The organism is Streptomyces sp. NPDC018610 (genome assembly GCF_044391765.1).
Lineage (GTDB): Bacteria > Actinomycetota > Actinomycetes > Streptomycetales > Streptomycetaceae > Streptomyces.
The window spans coordinates 48236-66819 of sequence record NZ_JBISAL010000006.1; the positions used below are offsets into that span (position 1 = coordinate 48236).

19 protein-coding genes and 1 pseudogene are annotated in these 18584 nt (G+C 73.0%); 13 read left to right on the forward strand and 7 right to left on the reverse strand.

The annotated features are described in order from the left end of the window. Positions 1-9: 9 nt before the first annotated feature. Positions 10-975, forward strand: a complete 966-nt coding sequence (locus ACH5A8_RS16675; RefSeq protein WP_399002520.1) for a YgfZ/GcvT domain-containing protein — start codon at positions 10-12, stop codon at positions 973-975. 97 nt (positions 976-1072) lie between these two features. On the opposite strand, the gene dtd is transcribed toward ACH5A8_RS16675, so the two are convergent. Further along, the gene (gene dtd, locus ACH5A8_RS16680) at positions 1073-1498 is read right to left on the reverse strand and encodes a D-aminoacyl-tRNA deacylase (RefSeq protein WP_399002522.1); all 426 of its coding nucleotides are present in this window, start codon (positions 1496-1498) and stop codon (positions 1073-1075) included. 180 nt (positions 1499-1678) lie between these two features. Between dtd and ACH5A8_RS16685 the strand changes: the two genes are divergently transcribed. Continuing rightward, positions 1679-2473, forward strand: coding sequence for an ABC transporter permease (locus ACH5A8_RS16685; protein WP_399002524.1), 795 nt, complete (start codon positions 1679-1681; stop codon positions 2471-2473). Between the two features lie 84 nt (positions 2474-2557). Continuing rightward, positions 2558-2839, forward strand: a pseudogene (locus ACH5A8_RS16690) (sterol carrier protein domain-containing protein); the annotation flags it as partial. 462 nt (positions 2840-3301) lie between these two features. Here ACH5A8_RS16690 and ACH5A8_RS16695 read toward each other — a convergent pair. After that, on the reverse strand, positions 3302-3490 hold the full coding sequence (locus ACH5A8_RS16695; protein WP_399002526.1) for a hypothetical protein: 189 nt from the start codon (positions 3488-3490) through the stop codon (positions 3302-3304). A 185-nt stretch (positions 3491-3675) separates the two neighbouring features. Here ACH5A8_RS16695 and ACH5A8_RS16700 point away from each other — a divergent pair, with 185 nt between their 5' ends. The 5 genes from ACH5A8_RS16700 to ACH5A8_RS16720 all read left to right on the forward strand — a co-directional run bounded on the left by ACH5A8_RS16700 (position 3676) and on the right by ACH5A8_RS16720 (position 7317). Then, positions 3676-4563, forward strand: a complete 888-nt coding sequence (locus tag ACH5A8_RS16700; protein WP_399002528.1) for a winged helix-turn-helix domain-containing protein — start codon at positions 3676-3678, stop codon at positions 4561-4563. A gap of 76 nt (positions 4564-4639) precedes the next feature. Then, entirely contained in the window at positions 4640-5293 is a 654-nt protein-coding gene (locus ACH5A8_RS16705; RefSeq protein WP_399002530.1) for an RraA family protein, read from the forward strand. A gap of 136 nt (positions 5294-5429) precedes the next feature. Beyond that, positions 5430-5978 (forward strand): helix-turn-helix domain-containing protein, encoded by a 549-nt coding sequence (locus ACH5A8_RS16710; protein ID WP_399002532.1) that lies wholly within the window; start codon positions 5430-5432, stop codon positions 5976-5978. Positions 5979-6093: 115 nt separating this feature from the next. Continuing rightward, the gene (locus tag ACH5A8_RS16715) at positions 6094-6816 is read left to right on the forward strand and encodes a hypothetical protein (RefSeq protein WP_399002533.1); all 723 of its coding nucleotides are present in this window, start codon (positions 6094-6096) and stop codon (positions 6814-6816) included. Positions 6817-6960: 144 nt separating this feature from the next. Further along, entirely contained in the window at positions 6961-7317 is a 357-nt protein-coding gene (locus tag ACH5A8_RS16720; RefSeq protein WP_399002535.1) for a DUF2516 family protein, read from the forward strand. A gap of 170 nt (positions 7318-7487) precedes the next feature. On the opposite strand, the gene ACH5A8_RS16725 is transcribed toward ACH5A8_RS16720, so the two are convergent. The 3 genes from ACH5A8_RS16725 to ACH5A8_RS16735 all read right to left on the reverse strand — a co-directional run bounded on the left by ACH5A8_RS16725 (position 7488) and on the right by ACH5A8_RS16735 (position 11587). Beyond that, positions 7488-8834: a PP2C family protein-serine/threonine phosphatase gene (locus ACH5A8_RS16725; RefSeq protein WP_399002537.1), complete on the reverse strand. Its 1347-nt coding sequence runs from the start codon at positions 8832-8834 to the stop codon at positions 7488-7490. Between the two features lie 359 nt (positions 8835-9193). Further along, on the reverse strand, positions 9194-10306 hold the full coding sequence (locus ACH5A8_RS16730; RefSeq protein ID WP_399002539.1) for an NlpC/P60 family protein: 1113 nt from the start codon (positions 10304-10306) through the stop codon (positions 9194-9196). Between the two features lie 402 nt (positions 10307-10708). Next, positions 10709-11587, reverse strand: coding sequence for a class I SAM-dependent methyltransferase (locus ACH5A8_RS16735; protein ID WP_399002541.1), 879 nt, complete (start codon positions 11585-11587; stop codon positions 10709-10711). A 247-nt stretch (positions 11588-11834) separates the two neighbouring features. Here ACH5A8_RS16735 and mshA point away from each other — a divergent pair, with 247 nt between their 5' ends. Then, the gene (gene mshA / locus ACH5A8_RS16740) at positions 11835-13172 is read left to right on the forward strand and encodes a D-inositol-3-phosphate glycosyltransferase (protein ID WP_399002543.1); all 1338 of its coding nucleotides are present in this window, start codon (positions 11835-11837) and stop codon (positions 13170-13172) included. Positions 13173-13176: 4 nt separating this feature from the next. Further along, positions 13177-13683 carry a YbjN domain-containing protein gene (locus tag ACH5A8_RS16745; protein WP_399003177.1) on the forward strand — a complete coding sequence of 169 codons (507 nt, stop codon included), beginning with the start codon at positions 13177-13179 and terminating at the stop codon, positions 13681-13683. A 59-nt stretch (positions 13684-13742) separates the two neighbouring features. Here ACH5A8_RS16745 and ACH5A8_RS16750 read toward each other — a convergent pair whose 3' ends face one another. Continuing rightward, positions 13743-14543 (reverse strand): AraC family transcriptional regulator, encoded by an 801-nt coding sequence (locus ACH5A8_RS16750; protein WP_399002545.1) that lies wholly within the window; start codon positions 14541-14543, stop codon positions 13743-13745. Between the two features lie 49 nt (positions 14544-14592). On the opposite strand from ACH5A8_RS16750, the gene ACH5A8_RS16755 reads away from it, so the two are divergent. Then, complete coding sequence (locus ACH5A8_RS16755; protein WP_399002546.1) at positions 14593-15027, forward strand: DUF2000 family protein; 435 nt, start codon at positions 14593-14595, stop codon at positions 15025-15027. Positions 15028-15195: 168 nt separating this feature from the next. Here the strand turns inward: ACH5A8_RS16755 and ACH5A8_RS16760 are convergent, their stop codons facing one another. Continuing rightward, on the reverse strand, positions 15196-16611 hold the full coding sequence (locus ACH5A8_RS16760; protein ID WP_399002548.1) for an MDR family MFS transporter: 1416 nt from the start codon (positions 16609-16611) through the stop codon (positions 15196-15198). Between the two features lie 301 nt (positions 16612-16912). On the opposite strand from ACH5A8_RS16760, the gene ACH5A8_RS16765 reads away from it, so the two are divergent. Then, entirely contained in the window at positions 16913-17674 is a 762-nt protein-coding gene (locus ACH5A8_RS16765; RefSeq protein WP_399002550.1) for a phosphoglyceromutase, read from the forward strand. A 161-nt stretch (positions 17675-17835) separates the two neighbouring features. After that, positions 17836-18300 carry a hypothetical protein gene (locus ACH5A8_RS16770; protein WP_399002552.1) on the forward strand — a complete coding sequence of 155 codons (465 nt, stop codon included), beginning with the start codon at positions 17836-17838 and terminating at the stop codon, positions 18298-18300. Positions 18301-18584: the final 284 nt, after the last annotated feature.

Genomic DNA, 18584 nt, shown 5'->3' on the forward strand with positions numbered 1-18584 from the left:
GCTGGCCGTATGAAGAGCCCCCTGCTGTCGCTGCCCGGAGCCGTCGCCGCCGAGGGCGTGGACGAAGGCGTCGCCGCCCACTACGGCGACCTGTTCCGCGAGCAGCGCGCCCTCGCGGACGGCACCGGCTTCGTCGACCTGTCCCACCGAGGCGTCGTCACCGTCACCGGCGAGGACCGGCTGAGCTGGCTGCACCTGCTGCTCACCCAGCACGTGAGCGACCTGCCCCCCGGCCGGGCCACCGAGGCGCTGATCCTGTCCGCGCACGGCCACATCGAGCACGCGCTCTATCTGGTCGACGACGGCGAGACGGTCTGGGCGCACGTGGAGCCGGGCACCCAGGAGGCGCTGATCGCCTACCTGGAGTCGATGAAGTTCTTCTACCGGGTCGAGGTCGCCGACCGGAGCGCCGACATCGCCGTCGTGCACCTGCCGGCCGGCTCCATCGCCGAGGTCCCCGAGGGCGTCGTCGTACGGGAGACCGCGCACGGCCGTGACCTGTTCCTGCCCCGGCAGGACCTGGAGTCGTACGCCGGGAAGGCCGGGCCGCCCGCTGGGATCCTCGCCCACGAGGCGCTGCGCGTCGAGCAGCACCGGCCCCGCCTCGGCTTCGAGACCGACCACCGCACCATCCCGCACGAGCTGGGCTGGATCGGCACGGCCGTGCACCTCCAGAAGGGCTGCTACCGGGGCCAGGAGACCGTGGCCCGGGTGCAGAACCTGGGCAAGCCGCCGCGTCGGCTGGTCTTCCTGCACCTCGACGGCAGCGATGTGCACCTGCCGCCGCCCGGCACCGAGATCCGGCTCGCCGACGAGGGCCCGGACGGCCGGAAGATCGGTGTGCTGACCACCTCGGTGCGCCATTACGAGCTCGGCCCGGTCGCCCTGGCCGTCGTCAAGCGCAACGTCCCGGTGGACGCCCCGCTGACGGCGGGGGAGACGGCGGCGGCGCAGGAGACCGTCGTCGAGCCGTAGGGCCCGCAGCTCGGGGATTGCCCCGGACGCCCGTGGGAGCGCGCGGGCCGACCCCGTAAGGGCCCGGGGGAGCCCGTAAGCCCGTAAGTCTCGGGTCTCACATCTCCAGCAGGACGGTGAACGGGCCGTCGTTCGTCAGCGACACCCGCATCTTCGCGCCGAACCGGCCCGTCGCCACCGTCGCGCCCAGGGCGCGCAGCTGGGCGACCACCTCGTCGACGAGCGGCTCGGCGACCTCGCCGGGCGCCGCCGCGTTCCAGGTGGGGCGGCGGCCTTTGCGGGCATCGCCGTAGAGCGTGAACTGGCTGATCACCAGCAGTGGGGCGCCCGTGTCGCCGCACGACCTCTCGTCGTTCAGCATGCGGATCGACCAGAGCTTGCGGGCGAGCTGCGCCGCCTTCTCCTTCGTGTCCTCGTGGGTGACCCCGACGAGGACGCACAGCCCCTCGCCCTCGATGGCCCCCACCGTCTCGCCGTCCACGACGACGCTCGCCCCGTCCACCCTCTGCACCACTGCACGCATGGCGACCATGATGCCGCGCGACCGGACGCGCTCCCACGGCGGGCCGGTGCGTCCATATCGTGCTTCTTTCTGATCCGTAACCCCCCATCTGGGGGTGATCGGGCGCACTCGTTCACATACGGGCCACTTGGGGTGGCACGATGCTTCCGTACGCGCCGGTCGAGGGGACGGTTGAGGCTCATGAGCACATCGAGTACCGAGCAGCAGGCGCAGCCCGGGGCGATCTCGCCGCTTGGCGCGACGGTCGCGGAGACCCACCGGCCACCGGTGCAGCGCACCGACAGCCCGCCGCTGCCGACGGAACCGCCGGCCGGTTCGCCGGAGCCGCAGGCCACGAGGACGGCCCCGGCCGGGGACGCGGTGACCGGCGTGGGCACGGCCCCGGCCGTCGAGCCGCCCGCCGCCGCGGACGGGGCCGGGACCGGGACGTCCGGCCCGGCTGCCCCGAGCCTGCCGGAACTGCGCACCCTGCGCCGCCAGGCGCAGCGGGACGAGGCCGACCTCAGTTACGTACGGCGGCTGCTCCAGGGGCGGATCGACATCCTGCGCGCGGAGCTGGCCCGGCGCGGCTCGGACGCCGCCGCCGGGGCGGAGCCGGAGACGGCCTCCGGGGCAGGGGCGGGGCTCACCTCCGTGGTGCACGCCGGTCAGGGACCCGTCGTCGACCGGCTGGCCGAGATCCTCAAGGACGCGCCCGCCCGGCAGCGTTCCTCCGCCCGCCACGTCACCCTCGGCACGCCGCACAGCGAGGAGGTGCGCAGGCTGGCCGCGGAGATGCTCGGCGAGGTCGAGCTGTCGGACCTGAGCGCCCGTACCGACCTGGAACTCGGCGCGGCGATGGGCCGGCTGGTGCGCTACGAGCGGCAGGTGTCCCGACGCCGGCAGCACCTCCAGCGCACGGCCGACGACTGCGGCGCGGAGATCGCCCGCCGCTACCGTGACGGCGAGGCCCAGGTGGACGACCTGCTGATCTGAGGACCAGCCGGTCCGGTGACCTGCTGGCCGGATGGTCTGGTGGTCAGGTGGTCGTGGTCCCATCGCCTGACGGCTCGCTGCCAGGGGGAGGGCGCGTTGATGCTGGACGTCGTGGACGGGGCCGGGCTGACCGGCGGGCGCTGGCGGCTGGAGGCGTCGGCGGACGGGGCCTCCTGCGCGCCGACCACCGCGAGCGCCGATCTGACGATGGACGTCGCGGAGTTGGCGGCGCTGTGGCTCGGTGACGAGTCGGCGGTGCGGCTCGCCGCGCTCGGCCGGGTGCGGGAAGAACGAGCGGGCGCCGCCCGTGTGGCCGACGCCCTGCTGCGTACGTCCAGGCGGCCGTGGTGCCCGGACATCTTCTGAACTTCTCCCGAACTCCTTCCGGACTCCTTGCGGCCGGCGGTGGTGACAGGGATGACGCATCCGTAGCGTGCTGTGCTGTGCCGTATCGCGGTGTGTGGCTGTGCGCGACGCTTTTCAGTTGTGGCTGTGCGAGACGGTCTTCAGTTGTGGCTGTGCGGAACGACGGTCTTCAGTTGTGGCTGTGCGCGCGGGCCGGGCTCCCGGCTCCCCTCCGGAGAGGAGCACCGGTCCCGCGTGGTCTTGTCTGTCACCTCGGTGGCCAACCCGTGAAGGTTCGACCAGGTCGCTCAAGTTGGCGACCAACTTCCTTCTTTCTTATCTCCACTTGGGTGTGCCGCATAACCATCCTGTGATGAACTGGTCGAAGATGGCGGGAAGTTGTTCCTGCCCTTGGTTCCCGCTCGCCCGCCTCCTCGGAGAACGCCGCGCCGGGCCGGTGCCGGGGGCCGGAACCGGCCATGGTCACCGGACGGGTCCGGCGAGCAGCGTCAGCAGCACCACGGCCCCGGCGAAGCCGACGGCGGGGTTCTTGGCCTTCACGCCGACGGTGAACAGCAGCAGCCCGACGAAGCCCCACGTGCCGTACTTCCACTGGACGATCTGCTCGAGGCCGGCGGCGGAGAGGGCGGACAGAAGAGCGGGAGCGAGCACGGTGATTCCCCCTTCGGATGTGCGTGGGCGGGACGGGAACGGGAGGCGCCGGTCGCTTGTGGAGACGAACCTTCCGCCAACTGGCCCAAGTTGGTAACCAACTATGTTGAAGTTGTCCCCACTTGGCTGCCACTTCTAAACAACTCTCAAACAACTGCCGTGAGATGGATCAAAGTTGTAGCGTTTTGGTCGTGACCCAGGAGAACGCGTCCGTGAACGGCAGCCGAAGGAGCCCGTCGGCCCAGGAGATCGCCGAGACCCTGCGTGAGCGGATCCGCACGGGTGACCTCAAGCCGGGCGACCGCCTGCCCACCCAGGCCGAACTCGCCGACGAGTTCGGGGTGGAGCGCGGCGCCGTCCGCCAGGCCCTGCGCGCGCTCCAGGACGACGGCCTGCTTAGCAACGTCAGCAAGGGCAGCCCGCCGAGGATCGCCGAGGCCGCCCCCGTGCGCGAGGAACCGCAGCCGACCCTCGTGGGGCTCGCGCCCCGGCTGACGGACGCGTTCTCGGCGCGGCGGGTGCGCATCGACGTGGTGTGCCACACCGCGGAGACGCTGATGGTGGCCCTCGGCGAGCCGATGCGTCTGATCCACGAGGGCCGGATGCGCCCGGACGCGATCGACGTGCGCGTCCTGGTGCCGTCCAGGGACATCGATCTCGCCTTCCCCGTCTCCGCGACGGGCGACGGCGAGGAGGGGGCCCTCATCCACCAGCGCTGGCTGCAGATGCGCAACGCCCAGGCCCAGGTGCTCCGGCACAACCTGATGTCCCTGCGCGCCACCCACGGCCTCGACGTGCGCGTGACCTTCCGCGCGCTGCCCTTCACGCCGCCGGTCAAGCTCTATCTGCTCAACGGCGAGGAAGCGCTGCTGGGTTACTACACGCTCACCCGGCGGGACGAGGGCTGGGGCGAGGAGACCCTGGACATGTACGACGCCCTCGGCTCGACGTCCCTGCTCTTCTCCTTCGTCAGGCGCGCCGGGCGGCGGGACGCGGTGTTCGTCGCCGAGTCCCAGAAGTGGTTCGACGCCCTCTGGGACACCATCACCACGGAACTGTCGCTCTCCTCCTAGCCGTCGCGCGGACGTTGGCGGCAGCGGCCGTAGCGGGCCCGGGGCGGTGGGAGTCCGCCGCACTAGGGTCGTGGACATGACCGCATCGAGCACCGTGTCCGGCACCGTCGTCGACGGCCTCCGGGGCGTTCCCACCACCACCCTCGCCGACCTGCTGGGCCGTGCCCACGTCATGGACCACGGGATCCGGCCGCTGTGGCGGCCGGTGCCGCGCGTGGCCGGGCCGGCGTTCACCGTGCGGTGCCCGCCCGGCGACAACCTCATGCTGCACGCCGCGATCCACCGGGCCGCCCCGGGCGCGGTGATCGTGGTGGAGTCCGGCGACCTGGCATACGCGCTGGCCGGCGGCAACGTGTGCGCGGTGGCGCAGCGCCGGGGCGTGGCCGCGTTCGTCGCCGACGGCCTGATCCGCGACCTCGCCGAGGTGCGGCGGGCGGGCTTCCCCGTCTTCGCCCGCGGGCTCGTCCCGATCCCGGGCGCCAAGGCGGTCGTGACGCCCCTGAACGAGCGGGTGCGGTGCGCCGGTGTCGAGGTCGACGCGGGCGATGTGGTGGTGGCCGACGAGGAGGGCGTCGTCACGGTCCCGGCGGCCCGCGCCGAGGAGATCCTCACCGCGGCCCGCGCCCGGCTCGCCGAGGAGGCGGCCCAGACCCTGGACGACTGGGAGGAGTCCCACCGGCGCCGCATCGACGCCCTCCTGCGCGAGCACGGCCACGAGGAGCGGGCCTGACTTCTCCCCGGCCTCCCGCTTCCCAGGCCGCCGCGCTCGGCGTCGCGGTCACGGCCGAGGGCCGACCGGGTGACGTTGCGCGCTGTTGCAAGCAGTGTGCTTGCAATTGTTAGCGAAGTGGGTGCATGGTGGAGGCATGGCATCGCTCAACGTCGGCAATCTCGGTGAGTACCTGCGCGAGCAGCGGCGCAACGCGCAGCTGTCGCTGCGGCAGCTCGCCGACGCCGCCGGGGTGTCGAATCCGTATCTGAGCCAGATCGAGCGCGGGTTGCGCAAGCCGAGCGCGGAGGTGCTCCAGCAGGTCGCCAAGGCGCTGCGGATCTCAGCCGAGACGCTGTACGTGCGGGCCGGGATCCTCGACGCCGAGCGGGACCGGGACGAGGTGGAGACGCGCGCCGTCATCCTCGCCGATCCCACGCTCGACGAGGGGCAGAAGCAGGTGCTGCTCCAGATCTACGAGTCCTTCCGCAAGGAGAACGGGTTCGGGCCCGGCAAGGCCGACCGCCGGGAGGAGGCCGCCCGAGGCGACGACGCCGCGACGGGCGCCGCCCCGGAAGGCCCCGGCGACACCGGCGGCGCCATACGGTCCGCCGGCGTGCCCGGCACGGACGGCGGCCGGCCCGCCGCCGAGGGCCGTGCCCGCAGATCCGGCGACGACGCCGGTCCGCGGGAAGCGGCCGGTTGATCCGACGGCCCCGTGGACCCGGCCGGTGCGGCGGCTCCCCGGGGGCCGGACGGACGGGCGGCCACCGCGGCAGAACACCACCCTCAGCCGAAAGCGATCCGGGAGGATCATCACCATGGCCATCACCGACGACCTGCGCAAGACCCTCAGCGACCCGAAGCCGCTCTACTTCGCCGCGGGCACCGCGGACCTGGCCCTGCGGCAGGCCAAGAAGGTGCCCGCGCTGGTGGAGCAGCTGCGCGCCGAGGCCCCGGCCCGGATCGACGCCGTGCGCAACACCGACCCGAAGGCCGTCCAGGAGCGGGCCACGGCGCGGGTGAAGGAGACGCAGGAGACCTTCCAGACCCGGTTCACCGGCTTCCTGAACTCCCTCGACACCGACCTGAAGAAGTTCGGCACCAACTTCGACGCCGACCTGAAGAAGCTCGGCGAGACTGCCCAGGACCTCGCCCTGCGCGGCGTCGGCGTCGCCGCCGAGTACGCCGTCAAGGCGCGTGAGACCTACGAGAAGGTCGCCGAGCAGGGCGAGCAGGCCGTGAGGACCTGGCGCGGCCAGGCCGCGGAGGGCATCGAGGACATCGCCGAGGGCGTCGAGGAACTCGCCGTCGCCGTCGAGCCCGAGCCCGAGCCGAAGACGCGGCCCGCGCCCGCCGCCTCGCCGGTCCGGCCGGTCAGGGCCGAGGAGGCCAAGGCCGCCGAGGCCAGGACCACCGGCGTCCAGGCCGCCACCGCCCCGGCGACGAAGAAGGCGGCCACCCCGCCGGCGGCGAAGAAGGCCCCGACGCCCCGCAAGAACGCGGCCCCCACCGCCAAGAAGACGACGCCGCCCGCCAAGTAGGACCGGAGCGCGCCCGGAGCAGGACCGGTCGCGCGACGGAACGGGTCACCCGTACGGGCGACCGGTGTGCGGGCCGGGCACCCTCGGGGTGCCCGGCCCGTTCTCCGGGTACGGTGGCCGAGACCGAGTCGGAGAGAACGGGCGGTGGACAGCATGCTGATGTTGGGCTTCGCGGGGTTCCTGGGGATCATCAAGATCCTTCTCATGGCCCTCGCCGCATTCGGGCTGTTCGACGCCGCGTTCCGGCGCGAGGACGCCTTCCGCGCGGCCGACAAGCAGAACAAGGTGTTCTGGCTGGTCGTCCTGACGCTGGCGCTGGTCGTGAGCTACCTGTTCTCGATCATCGGCATCCTGCCGGCCATCGGCGCGGTCGCGAGCATCGTCTACATCGTGGACGTACGGCCCGCGCTCAAGCAGGTCTCCGGCGGCGGCAGTCGCTGGGGCCGCCGCCGCGGCAGCAGCAGCGACGGACCGTACGGGCCGTACAACGGCGGCCGGTGAGCGGCCGGGCCGACGCCGCCTCCGAGCGGCGGGCCCCACGGCTTCCCGTGAGCGGTCGGCCCCACGGCTCCCCGTGAACGGGGGCCGACGGCGCCCTCCGGGTGGCGCGCCCCTCCGGGTGGCGCGCCCCGCCGGTGGGTCGCCGCCCGCGGTTTCCCGCCGGCTTCCCGTTACGGCTCCCGGTCCAGCAGGACCACCGCCACGTCGTCGGTCAGTTCGCCGCCGTTGAGCTCGCGGACCTCGTTCACCGCCGCCCGCAGCAGTTCCTCGCCGCGCAGGCCCTGGTCCAGCTGGCGGCGGACCATCTCCAGCATGCCGTCTTGGCCGAGCCGTTCGCCGTCCGTGCCGGTCCGGCCCTCGATCAGGCCGTCGGTGTAGAGCATCAGGCTCCACTCGGCGCCCAGCTCCACCTGGGTTCGCGGCCAGCGGGCGCCGGGCAGCAGACCGAGGGCGGGCCCGTTGTTGTCGTACGGCAGCAGCCGGGCGGGCCGGCCGGGCGTGATGACCAGTGGCGAGGGGTGCCCGGCCAGGCACAAACCGGCGCGGCGCCCGTCGGGCGCGATGTCCACCGTGCACAGCGTCGCGAAGATCTCGTCGTCGGCGCGCTCGTGCTCCAGCACCTGCTGCAGCGTGTTCAGCAGCTCGTCGCCGCACAGTCCCGCCAGGGTCAGCGCCCGCCAGGCGATGCGCAGCTCCACGCCGAGCGCCGCCTCGTCGGGGCCGTGTCCGCAGACGTCGCCGATCATGGCGTGCACCGTGCCGTCGGGGGTGCGCACGGCGTCGTAGAAGTCACCGCCGAGCAGCGCGCGCGAGCGGCCGGGGCGGTAGCGGGCGGCGAAGCGCAGCGTGGAACCGTCGAGCAGCGGAGTGGGCAGCAGACCCCGCTCCAGCCGACGGTTCTCCTGCGCCCGCAGCTTGCCCTCGGCGAGTCTGCGCTCGGCCGTGTCGGAACGCTTGCGCTCCACCGCGTACCGGATCGCCCGGCTCAGCAGCGGCCCGTCCAGCTCTTCGCGGAGCAGGTAGTCCTGGGCGCCTACCCGCACCGCCTCGGAGCCGCGCTCGGCGTCGCCGGACGCGGTGAGCGCGAGGACGGCGTGCCGCGGCGCGAGCTCCAGCACGTGCTTGAGGACGGCCAGCTCGTCGGCCGCGCCGCCGGCCCGGCCCGGCGCGGGCAGCGCGAGGTCGAGCAGGATGCAGTGGACGTCGTCGGTGAGCAGCCGTCCGGCCTCGGTGAGGTTGCGGGCGGTGCGGATCCGGATGGGCTTGCCGGACGAGTCGAGGAGTTCGGGCACGATCGGCGAGCCGCCGGGATCGTCCTCGATCAGCAGCAGCGTGAGGTGGGCGCTGTGGGCGTGGTGGCCGGCGGTGCGGCTGTCGTTCTCTACCGTGGTGTCCTTCGTGGCTTCCCCGCTCGGGGCCGGTGCCGCCGTGGGGTCGCCGACGCCGTGGGGCACGGTCTGCGCCGGTCCGCTCTCCGCGGCCGGGATCGCTCTCTGCCGCGGTACGGGCACGGGCATCGTCCTGGGTTCCTTCCCTCCCCCCGAGGGCGTGGTGGGCGCGAGGGACCTCGCCCCACCGACGGGGACCATAGCGGTAGTCGGCGCCGCAGCGGAATGGTGTGAGGCGCGTCGCTCGCGCTTCGGCCACCGCCATATGCCGCGATCCGTACCGGAGTTGGACACGCCGACCGCCCCTACGGGATGACGAAGCTCACGCCTGCCCCAGGGCCGGGCGGACCCGGGGTGCGGTGGGTCACATGGTGCAGGTCACCGGGGGCCGGCGGGATCCAGGGGCCCCCGACCGGGGCGGACCCGGAGCCCTTCGGGGCGGGGCCCGAAGAGGGCCGGAGCGGGGATCCCGCGGGCGCCCCGGACGGTCAGCCGGCGTCCGGGCGTACGACGCCCAGGATCGGCATCTCGCCCGCGCCGGCGAGCGTCACCGTCCGCCCGGGCCGCGGAGCGTGCACGATCTTGCCGTCGCCGACGTACATCGCGACATGGCTGGCGTCGCCGAAGTAGATGATCAGGTCGCCCGGGCGCATGTCCTCCACGTCCACGTGCCGCAGCTGCCTCCACTGCTCCTGCGACGTGCGCGGGATGGGCCGGCCGGCCGACGCCCAGGCCTGCGAGGTCAGCCCGGAGCAGTCGAACGTCTTCGGCCCCTCGGCGCCCCACTCGTACGGCTTGCCGATCTGCGCCGTGGCGAACCGCACCGCCTTCGTGCCCGACTCGGACGCCTTGCCGCTGATCTCGTCGAGGACGCCGGTGCCCAGCCAGGCCGTCTGCGCCTGCGCGGCGGCCTGCTTCTCCAGCTCCGCCAGCCGCTCCCGCTGCCGCTCCTCCAGCGTGTCCTGGAGCTTCTCAGCCTCCTTGATCCGCTCCTTGATCCGCTTCTGGGCGGCGGCCTTGGCCTTGCGGTTGGCCTCCAGCTCCTTCAGGCGGGCGGCGGCGTCGTCGGCGTACTCGCGCAGGTCCCGCTGGGTGCGGGTCATGTCGTTGATCAGTTCGCTGGTCGCCCGCTGGCCCTGGAGGACCAGGCCCGCGCTGTCGAGGAACCGCTGCGGGTCGCCGCTGAGCATGAACTGGACCTGCGGCGGCAGCCCGCCCGTGCGGTACTGGTCGCGGGCCGCCGCGCCGGCGCGGTCCTTCATGCCGTCCAGCTTCAGCTGCCCCGCGGCGATCTTCTCGTTCAGATCGGCGATCTCGGCGGACTGCTTGCGGGCCTTCTCCTCGGCCGCGTTGTAGGCGTCCGTGGCGACGGCGGCGTCGTGGTACAGCTTGTCCAGCTTCGTCCGGACCGCTTCCAGGTCCTGGTCCGGCGGGAGCGTGACGGAGGGGGAGGGAGAGGGGGAGGCGGTGGCCGCCGGCGTCGGCGACGGGGTCACCGGCTGCTGCGCGCTCGCGAACGCCGTACCCGATGCCCCCAGCATGGTGACCGCGCAGACCACGGTCACGGCCGTCGCGAGCACAGTGCGCCTGCCCCGTCCCATACCCAGCCCCCAACCTGATTTACCGTCAGTAACTTAACTGCGTCGGGTGGATCGTGCCATGCCGTCGCCCAAAACGACAGGGGCCGATGCCCGCGGCTTCACCAATGCCCCGCCGTCGCCCCACCCGTGACGATCTCCCACCTGTGTGACGAATGACTCACAAAGATCGTTCCTCGCTGATCACGGCCATGCCGAGGCGCCGATCGCGACCGCACCGAGGCGCCGATCGCGACCGCATCGAGGCGTTGGTCGCAGCCGCATCGAGGCGTTGGTGCAGCCGCACCGAGGCGCCGGTCGGGGACGCGCCCACACGCGGATCGCGGACGCGCCCACACGCGGATCGCGAACGTGTCGAAGCGCGGATCGCCGTCGTGTCGCCGTCCCGCCCCGAGCGGTCCCCGCTCAGCCGCGAGGCGTCAGCGATCCCGCCGCTCCGCCGCGAGGCGCCAACGCCCCCCACGCCACCGTCACTTCGCCCTGCCGCCAGCGCGCCGGCCCGTCCGTCACCGGCCAGTCGGCCGTGAGGTCGCGCACCGCGCGGATCCAGCGCTGCCGGGCGCCGTAGGAGGCGTAGGGCGCGGCGGCGGCCCAGGCGCGGTCGAAGTCGCGCAGGAAGGCGTGCACCGGCTCGCCGGGGACGTTGCGGTGGATGAGCGCCTTGGGGAGACGTTCGGCGAGGTCGGAGGGGCGGTGCAGCGACCCGAGGCGGGTGGCGAAGGTGACGGTGCGGGGCCCCTCGGGCCCGAGCGCGACCCAGACGTGCCGCCGGCCGATCTCGTCGCAGGTGCCCTCCACGAGCAGCCCCCCGCGCGAGTGCCCGTCCGCCGGGGCGAGCCGCGCGCACAGCCGCTCCCAGACGGCGGCGACCTCAGCCTCGTCGTACTGCCGCAGCACGTTCGCCGCGCGGATGAGGTGCGGGCGCCGCGCGAGGGGGATCTCGAAGCCGCCGTGCCGGAAGACCAGCCCGTCGCGCTCGTACGGCAGCGCCGCCGCGACCCGGGCCGGCTCGATCTCGACGCCGACCACGCGCGTGCGTGGGGCGGCGGCGCGCAGCCGGTGCAGCAGTTCGACCGCCGTCCAGGGGGCGGCGCCGTAGCCGAGGTCGACGGCCACCGGATCGGCGGCGCGCCGCAGCTCGGCGCCGTGCACGGCCGCTGTCCAGCGGTCCATGCGGCGCAGCCGGTTGGGGTTGGTCGTCCCGCGCGTCACCGTGCCCACGACGGGGTTCCGGCCGCTCGGGCGAGTCCGGGGGCCGGGGAGGGTCGTCGCGCGGGATGTCATGGATACGAGGGTAGGGGGGCACTCGGTGCGGGACGTGCCACGCCGGTCCGCGCCGTGCGGGACGCGCCACACGGGCCCGCACCGGCGGGGTCGTGCCTCGCGGTCGAACGGTTGAGCGAGTGTCGGCAATGGTTCGGTAAAAGTCCCGGCGGTGGAATGGAGCCGGCCCGGCCGGCGTTGGCTCCTGAGGGGCGCGCCGCGTCCCGGTCCGGCATGTCCGCGACAGAGCAGCAGAGAGGAACGCCACGTGAGCCAGTACGTCGGCAGGCTCGGGCGTCGCTCCGCGGCGGCTCCCGCGCGGCTGCGGCTGCACCGCCGCCCCCGGCGCGTCGCCATGCTCTCCGTGCACACCTCACCGCTCCACCAGCCCGGCACGGGCGACGCCGGCGGCATGAACGTCTACATCGTGGAGCTGGCGCAGCGCCTGGCCGCCCAGGGCGTCGAGGTGGAGATCTTCACCCGGGCCACCGCCGGCGGCCTGCCGCCCGCCGTCGAGCTCGCCCCCGGCGTCCTCGTCCGGCACGTCGACGCCGGCCCGTACGAGGGGCTGGCCAAGGAGGAGCTGCCGGCCCAGCTGTGCGCCTTCACCCATGGCGTCATGCAGGCCTGGGCGGGCCACCGCCCCGGCTACTACGACCTCGTCCACTCCCACTACTGGCTCTCCGGCCACGTCGGCTGGCTCGCCGCCCAGCGCTGGGGCGTCCCCCTGGTGCACGCCATGCACACCATGGCCAAGGTCAAGAACGCCAGCCTGGCCGCCGGTGACACCCCCGAGCCCGCCGCCCGCGTCATCGGCGAGACCCAGATCGTCGCCGCCGCCGACCGGCTGATCGCCAACACCGACGAAGAGGCCGAGGAGCTGGTGCGGCACTACGCCGCCGACCCAGCGAAGGTCGCCGTCGTGCACCCCGGCGTGAACCTCGGCCGCTTCCGCCCCGGCGACGGCCGCGCCGCCGCCCGCGCCCGCCTCGGCCTGCCCCAGGACGCCCTGATCCCCCTGTTCGCCGGCCGCATCCAGCCGCTCAAGGCCCCGGACGTACTGCTGCGCGCCGTGGGAGTCCTCCTGGAGGAGCGCCCCGACCTGCGCTCGCGCATCGTCGTCCCGATAGTCGGCGGCCCCAGCGGCAGCGGCCTCGCCAAACCGGAGGGCCTGCAGAAACTGGCGGCCCGGCTCGGCATAGCCGACGTCGTACGGTTCCGCCCGCCCGTCGGGCAGGAACAGCTCGCCGACTGGTTCCGGGCCGCGTCCGTGCTGGTCATGCCCTCCTACAGCGAGTCCTTCGGCCTGGTCGCCATCGAGGCGCAGGCCACCGGCACCCCGGTGCTCGCCGCGGCGGTCGGCGGCCTGCCGGTGGCGGTACGGGACGGCGAGACCGGCTTCCTGGTCCAGGGTCACGACCCGGCGGCCTACGCACGGATTCTCGGCGACTTCGCCGACGAACCCGCCCTCGCCGACCGGCTGGGCGCCGCCGCCGCCCGGCACGCCCAGTCCTTCGGCTGGGACTCCTCCGCGGCCGCCACCGCCGACGCCTACACGGCCGCACTGCACTCCCACCGCCGTCGCGTACGCTCCCACCATGGGTAAGGCCATGAGTGAGGCGGAACAGCGGCGCGCGGCACAGGTCATCGAGGCGGTCCTGAAGGACGCCGAAGTGGAGTGGGAGAGCCCCGACGCGGGCACCTACGTCGTCAAACTCCCCGGCACCCGCAAGCTGTCGACCACCCTCCAGATGATCGTCGGCCGCCACTCCCTGTCCCTGAACGCCTTCGTCATCCGCCACCCCGACGAGAACGAGCAGGGCGTCCACCGCTGGCTCCTGGAGCGCAACCTCAGGCTGTACGGCGTCGGTTACGCCGTCGACCAGCTCGGCGACGTCTACGTCACCGGCCGGCTGCCGCTGGCCGCGGTGACCGCCGACGAGGTCGACCGCCTCCTCGGACAGGTCCTCGAAGCCGCCGACGGCAGCTTCAACACCCTGCTGGAGCTGGGCTTCGCCTCCGCCATCCGCCGGGAGTACGCGTGGCGGGTGTCGCGCGGCGAGTCGACGCGGAACCTGGACGCCTTCGCGCACCTGACCGAACGCGCGGCGGACTGAGGAGGCCTGTTCCGCCGTGGACACCCGCCGTGGACCCACGCCGTGGACTCCCGGCGGGGTCAGCCGGCGCGGTAACGGCCCGGGGTGACCCCGACCAACTTCCGGAAATGCCGGGTGAGATGGGCCTGGTCGTAGAAGCCGGTCGCGGTGGCCACCTCGGCCGGCCGCAGACCCGCCAGCAGCAGCCGGCGCGCGCGGTCGACCCGCCGCGACATCAGGTACTGGTGCGGCGCGATGCCGTACGCCCCGCTGAACGCCCGTACCAGGTGGGCCGGATGGGCGTGGACCGCTGCGGCGGCCTCGTCGAGGGTGATGCCCTGCGGGACCCGTTCGTCGAGGAGTTCCCGCAGCCGCCGCGCCACGCCGGGGTCCCGGCGCGGGGCCCGTGGCACGAGCCGGGGGCGCAGATGGGCGCGCAGCCGCTCGCCGATGAGGGTCAGCCGGCTCTCGGCCTCCAGCTCGTCGCCGGGCAGCGCGAGCGCGGTGTGCAACCGCGCGACCCGCCGCCGCAGCACCGGATCGCGCAGGCCGGGCCCGTCGACGGCCGCCCCGATGAGGTCGTCCCCGAGACGGGTCGAGTCGAGGTAGAGCACGCGCTTGCGGAAGCCGTGCTCGGTGGCGGGGGAGCCGTTGTGCGCCACGTGCGGCGGCAGCAGGGTCACCGTGTCGTGCGGGGTGCCGTGCTCGTGCCGGTCCAGGTCGTACCGTACGGCCCCGTCGTCCACGATCAGCAGCGTCCACGTCTCGTGCACGTGCATGGGGTAGGCGTACTCGGTGAACTGGGCGTGGAAGACCTCCACGACGCCCGGAACGCGCGGGCGCCACGCGGAGACGGTCCGGCGAGGACGCTGAGCGGCCATGCAAAGAACGTACAAGACGCGGCCGGGCGCCGTTCGCGAGGCTGCTCGCATGCCTGACACGAGTGAGCAGCCCCAGCGTTTCGACACGAAGATCGCCGTACTGCTGCGCGAGGACCTGGAGTCCTGGCAGCGCCTGAACGTCACCGCCTTCCTGGTCAGCGGCCTCGGCACGACGGTCCCGGAGGTGATCGGGGAGCCGTACGGGGACGCCGACGAGGTGCCGTACCTGCCGATGTTCCGCCAGCCGGTGCTGGTCTTCGAGGGCACGAAGGAGACGCTGACGGCGGCGCACGGACGGGCCCTGTCGAGGGCGCTGCCACGCGCCGTCTTCACCTCCGACCTCTTCGCCACCGGCAACGACCGCGACAACCGGGCGGCGGTACGGGCCGTGCGGACGGCCGACCTGGACCTGGTGGGCCTGGCGGTGTACGGCCCGCGCAACGCGGTGGACAAGGTGCTGAAGGGGGCGCGGATGCATCCGTGAGGTGGTGTGTCAGGGGCGCGGTGAACTGCGCGAAAAGGGGTCTGGGGGGCTGGGGGGTCTGGGGGGTGCGAAGCCCCCAGGGACGGGGCGGGTCGGGTAGGGGCGGCGGGGGCGATTCTCCTGTCCCGGACCCCGTCCCGGACTCCGCCCCTGACCCGGCCCCCGGGCTCAGACCGCGTCGGCCTCGGCGGCGGCGGTCACGGCGGCGGGTCCCGCGGAGGATCCGGTCGCGGTGACGGTTGTGGCGGCGGATCCGGAGGCGGTGACGGTCACCGCGGCGGAGGCGGGCTCGCCCGCGGCGGCCGCCGGAGCAGAGGCCCCGCCGGCCGGAATCCCGGCATCCTCGACCACCACGCCGGCAGCCGGTCCCTCCGCGGGCAGCCGCCGCATCAGCACCCCGTAGCCGACACCGGCCGCCGTACCGACGACCGCGCACATCCCCCACAGCCACTCCGCGCCGAAGCGGTCGATGACGGCACCGGACATCAGCGGTGCGACGAGGGCGGCCAGCGACCAGGACAGGGTGTAGACGCCCTGGTAGCGACCGCGCCCGTGGGCGGGGGAGAGCTGGACCACGAGCCCGGTCTGCGTCGGGGCGTTCACCATCTCGCCGAGGGTCCACACGCACACCGTGAGGGCGTAGACGCCGACCGATCCGGCGAAGGCGGTGAGCCCGAAGCCGTACCCGGCGAGCAGCGAGGAGATGACGAGCAGCCGGCGCGGGTCGCGGTGCTCGATGAACCGGGTGACCGGGATCTGGAGGGCGACGATCAGCACGCCGTTGACGGCGACGGCCAGGCCGTAGTCGGCGGGCGTGAACCCGGCCCGGCCCATGGCGACCGGCAGACCGACCGAACCCTGCTGGAAGACCAGGGCGACCAGGAAGGACAGTCCGACGACGGCCATGAACCGCCGGTCGCGCAGTACGGTGGCGAGCCCGACCCGGGGCACGGCCGCGCCCTCGCCCGATCCGCCGTCGAGCCCCTTGTCCGGCCGGGACTCCGGCAGCTTGAGGAAGACCACGACCGCGCAGACCATGGTCATCCCGGACTCGATCAGGAAGCCGGCCCGGTAGCTGAACTCGGCGATGAAGCCGGCGGCCATGGAGGAGACGGCGAAGCCGAGGTTGATCGCCCAGTAGTTGAGCGAGAAGGCGCGCACCCGGTCCTCGGGCCGCACGATGTCGGCCATCATCGCCTGCACGGCCGGCCGGGAGGCGTTGGAGGCCATGCCGACGAGGAAGGCGACGCCGGCGATGGAGACGGGGTCGCGCACGAAGCCGAGCAGCGCGACGAAGACGGCCGTGGAGGCCTGCGCGACGAGCAGCGTGGGCCGCCGCCCGAGCCGGTCGGCCATCACACCGCCGCCGAGGGAGGAGACGACCCCGCCGAGCCCGTGCAGCGAGGCGACGAGACCGGCGTAGGAGGCGGAGTACCCGCGGTCCAGCGTCAGGTACAGGGCCATGAACGTGGCGACGAAGGCCCCGAGCCGGTTGACGAGGGTGCTGGTCCACAGCCACCAGAACTCACGGGGCAGCCCGGAGACCGTCTCCCGAGCGGCACGTCTGAACGTGGAGACGGACATGGAGGGACCCCCGGGTGTAAGTGGCTGAGGCGATGAGCACAACTTACGAGCGGGCGCTCGGTCCGAGCTACTCAATTAACAGAAGCCGTCAACTGACGAGGCCCCCCGCCTCGACCGGCACGCGGGATGCGCCGCAACCGACGCACGGTCCCGCCCACCTGCCGTGCGCGTGGTCCCGCCCACCTGCCGTGCGCACGCTCCCGCCCGGCTGTCGGAGCGCGGTCCCGCTCATCTGCCGGGGCCCGTCCACCTGCCGGGCGCACGGGGCGGCGCACCGAATGCGTGGATTAGGCTCGGAGGCATGGCCGACGCACCGTACAAGCTGATCCTCCTCCGCCACGGCGAGAGCGAGTGGAACGAGAAGAACCTGTTCACCGGCTGGGTGGACGTCAACCTGACCGCCAAGGGCGAGAAGGAGGCGACGCGGGGCGGCGAGCTCCTCAAGGACGCCGGCCTGCTGCCCGACGTGGTCCACACCTCCCTCCAGAAGCGTGCGATCCGCACGGCGCAGCTCGCGCTGGAGTCCGCCGACCGCCTGTGGATCCCGGTCCACCGCAGCTGGCGCCTGAACGAGCGGCACTACGGCGCGCTGCAGGGCAAGGACAAGGCGCAGACGCTGGCGGAGTTCGGCGAGGAGCAGTTCATGCTGTGGCGCCGCTCCTACGACACCCCGCCGCCGCCGCTGGACCGCGATGCCGAGTACTCCCAGTTCTCCGACCCCCGCTACGCGACCCTCCCGCCGGAGCTGCGCCCGCAGACGGAGTGCCTCAAGGACGTCGTCGCCCGCATGCTCCCGTACTGGTTCGACAGCATCGTCCCCGACCTCCTCGCCGGCCGCACGGTCCTGGTCGCCGCCCACGGCAACAGCCTGCGCGCCCTGGTCAAGCACCTCGACGGCATCTCGGACGCCGACATCGCGGGCCTCAACATCCCGACCGGCATCCCCCTGTCCTACGAGCTGGACGCCGACTTCAAGCCGGTCAACCCCGGCGGCACCTACCTCGACCCGGACGCGGCCGCCGCAGCCATCGAAGCGGTCAAGAACCAGGGCAAGAAGAAGTAACGCCCACTGTTCTTTCCCTGGCCCTCTGCCTTCGGGGCATCCGTCGGCAGGGGGCCTGTCGCTGTGCCGAGGCCCGGGAGACGCGGTCGGTTGGGCCTTGTCCGCCGCGGGTTCGACATGGAGGTCGGGCCTGTGTCAGACCCACCCGCCACAATCCATCCATGTTGATAGCGACCAACGGCCGTGGCCACGCGGTGAAGCGTCCCTCGAAGCCGGCGGTGGGGACCATGCTCGGCAACCTGCAGCGCGGCAACGAGTTCCTGATCCTGGAGCGCCAGGACGAAGAACGCGAGGGCGACTGGTACATCCAGGTCTGGCTCCGCGACAACAACACCTACCGACTGGAGTACCGCGACGGCGGTCCGGCGGAGCAGTACCAGACCCTGACGGTGTCGCAGGAGAAGGTCCTGCGAGCACTCCTCGGCTGGATGCTCGACAAGCCCGACTGGCGGGAGGGCTTCATGTGGAACAGCATCAGCCAGATGTTCGCGGCCAGCTCCGGCGAGGAAGGCGACAGCTCCCTTCTGGGCGCGCAAGCGGCGAGGGGTCCCTTTCGGGGCCGGCTCCATCCCGTTGAAGCCATGAGGTGCGGCGTAGATATCAGAGGCTTGCCGGCCAAGTGGTGAGTGAGGGGGGTGGGGTCCGGGGCCTGCGCCATAGTCCCGAGGTGGCTCCCGGGGACCTTTGTGCCCACCCCCCTTGACCGCGGACCTCGAAGGTTCTCTGACCGGTCTCTCTCCACCGGGCAAGCTAGCAAGGGCCACTGACAACGGGCGTCCGGCAGGAGTGTGGTGCAGCAGTGAGGCGTCGTTTTTCGGGCCCTCCGCATGCGACGGGTCACGGTCGGCGGCTTCCTTCTCTGTCCCCCACCGTGGGCCACGCTCGATCCACCCCCTTCGCGCCCGTCGCG

Coding starts and splice junctions, on each gene's coding strand:
- ACH5A8_RS16760 (WP_399002548.1), bottom strand. CDS start 16,611: ATGTCCGTCTCCACGTTCAGACGTGCCGCTCGGGAGACGGTCTCCGGG.
- ACH5A8_RS16730 (WP_399002539.1), bottom strand. CDS start 10,306: ATGGGACGGGGCAGGCGCACTGTGCTCGCGACGGCCGTGACCGTGGTC.
- ACH5A8_RS16735 (WP_399002541.1), bottom strand. CDS start 11,587: ATGACATCCCGCGCGACGACCCTCCCCGGCCCCCGGACTCGCCCGAGC.
- ACH5A8_RS16745 (WP_399003177.1), top strand. CDS start 13,177: ATGAGTGAGGCGGAACAGCGGCGCGCGGCACAGGTCATCGAGGCGGTC.
- ACH5A8_RS16710 (WP_399002532.1), top strand. CDS start 5,430: ATGGCATCGCTCAACGTCGGCAATCTCGGTGAGTACCTGCGCGAGCAG.
- ACH5A8_RS16685 (WP_399002524.1), top strand. CDS start 1,679: ATGAGCACATCGAGTACCGAGCAGCAGGCGCAGCCCGGGGCGATCTCG.
- ACH5A8_RS16715 (WP_399002533.1), top strand. CDS start 6,094: ATGGCCATCACCGACGACCTGCGCAAGACCCTCAGCGACCCGAAGCCG.
- ACH5A8_RS16725 (WP_399002537.1), bottom strand. CDS start 8,834: ATGCCCGTGCCCGTACCGCGGCAGAGAGCGATCCCGGCCGCGGAGAGC.
- ACH5A8_RS16675 (WP_399002520.1), top strand. CDS start 10: ATGAAGAGCCCCCTGCTGTCGCTGCCCGGAGCCGTCGCCGCCGAGGGC.
- ACH5A8_RS16750 (WP_399002545.1), bottom strand. CDS start 14,543: ATGGCCGCTCAGCGTCCTCGCCGGACCGTCTCCGCGTGGCGCCCGCGC.
- ACH5A8_RS16755 (WP_399002546.1), top strand. CDS start 14,593: ATGCCTGACACGAGTGAGCAGCCCCAGCGTTTCGACACGAAGATCGCC.
- ACH5A8_RS16765 (WP_399002550.1), top strand. CDS start 16,913: ATGGCCGACGCACCGTACAAGCTGATCCTCCTCCGCCACGGCGAGAGC.
- ACH5A8_RS16770 (WP_399002552.1), top strand. CDS start 17,836: ATGTTGATAGCGACCAACGGCCGTGGCCACGCGGTGAAGCGTCCCTCG.
- dtd (WP_399002522.1), bottom strand. CDS start 1,498: ATGCGTGCAGTGGTGCAGAGGGTGGACGGGGCGAGCGTCGTCGTGGAC.
- ACH5A8_RS16705 (WP_399002530.1), top strand. CDS start 4,640: ATGACCGCATCGAGCACCGTGTCCGGCACCGTCGTCGACGGCCTCCGG.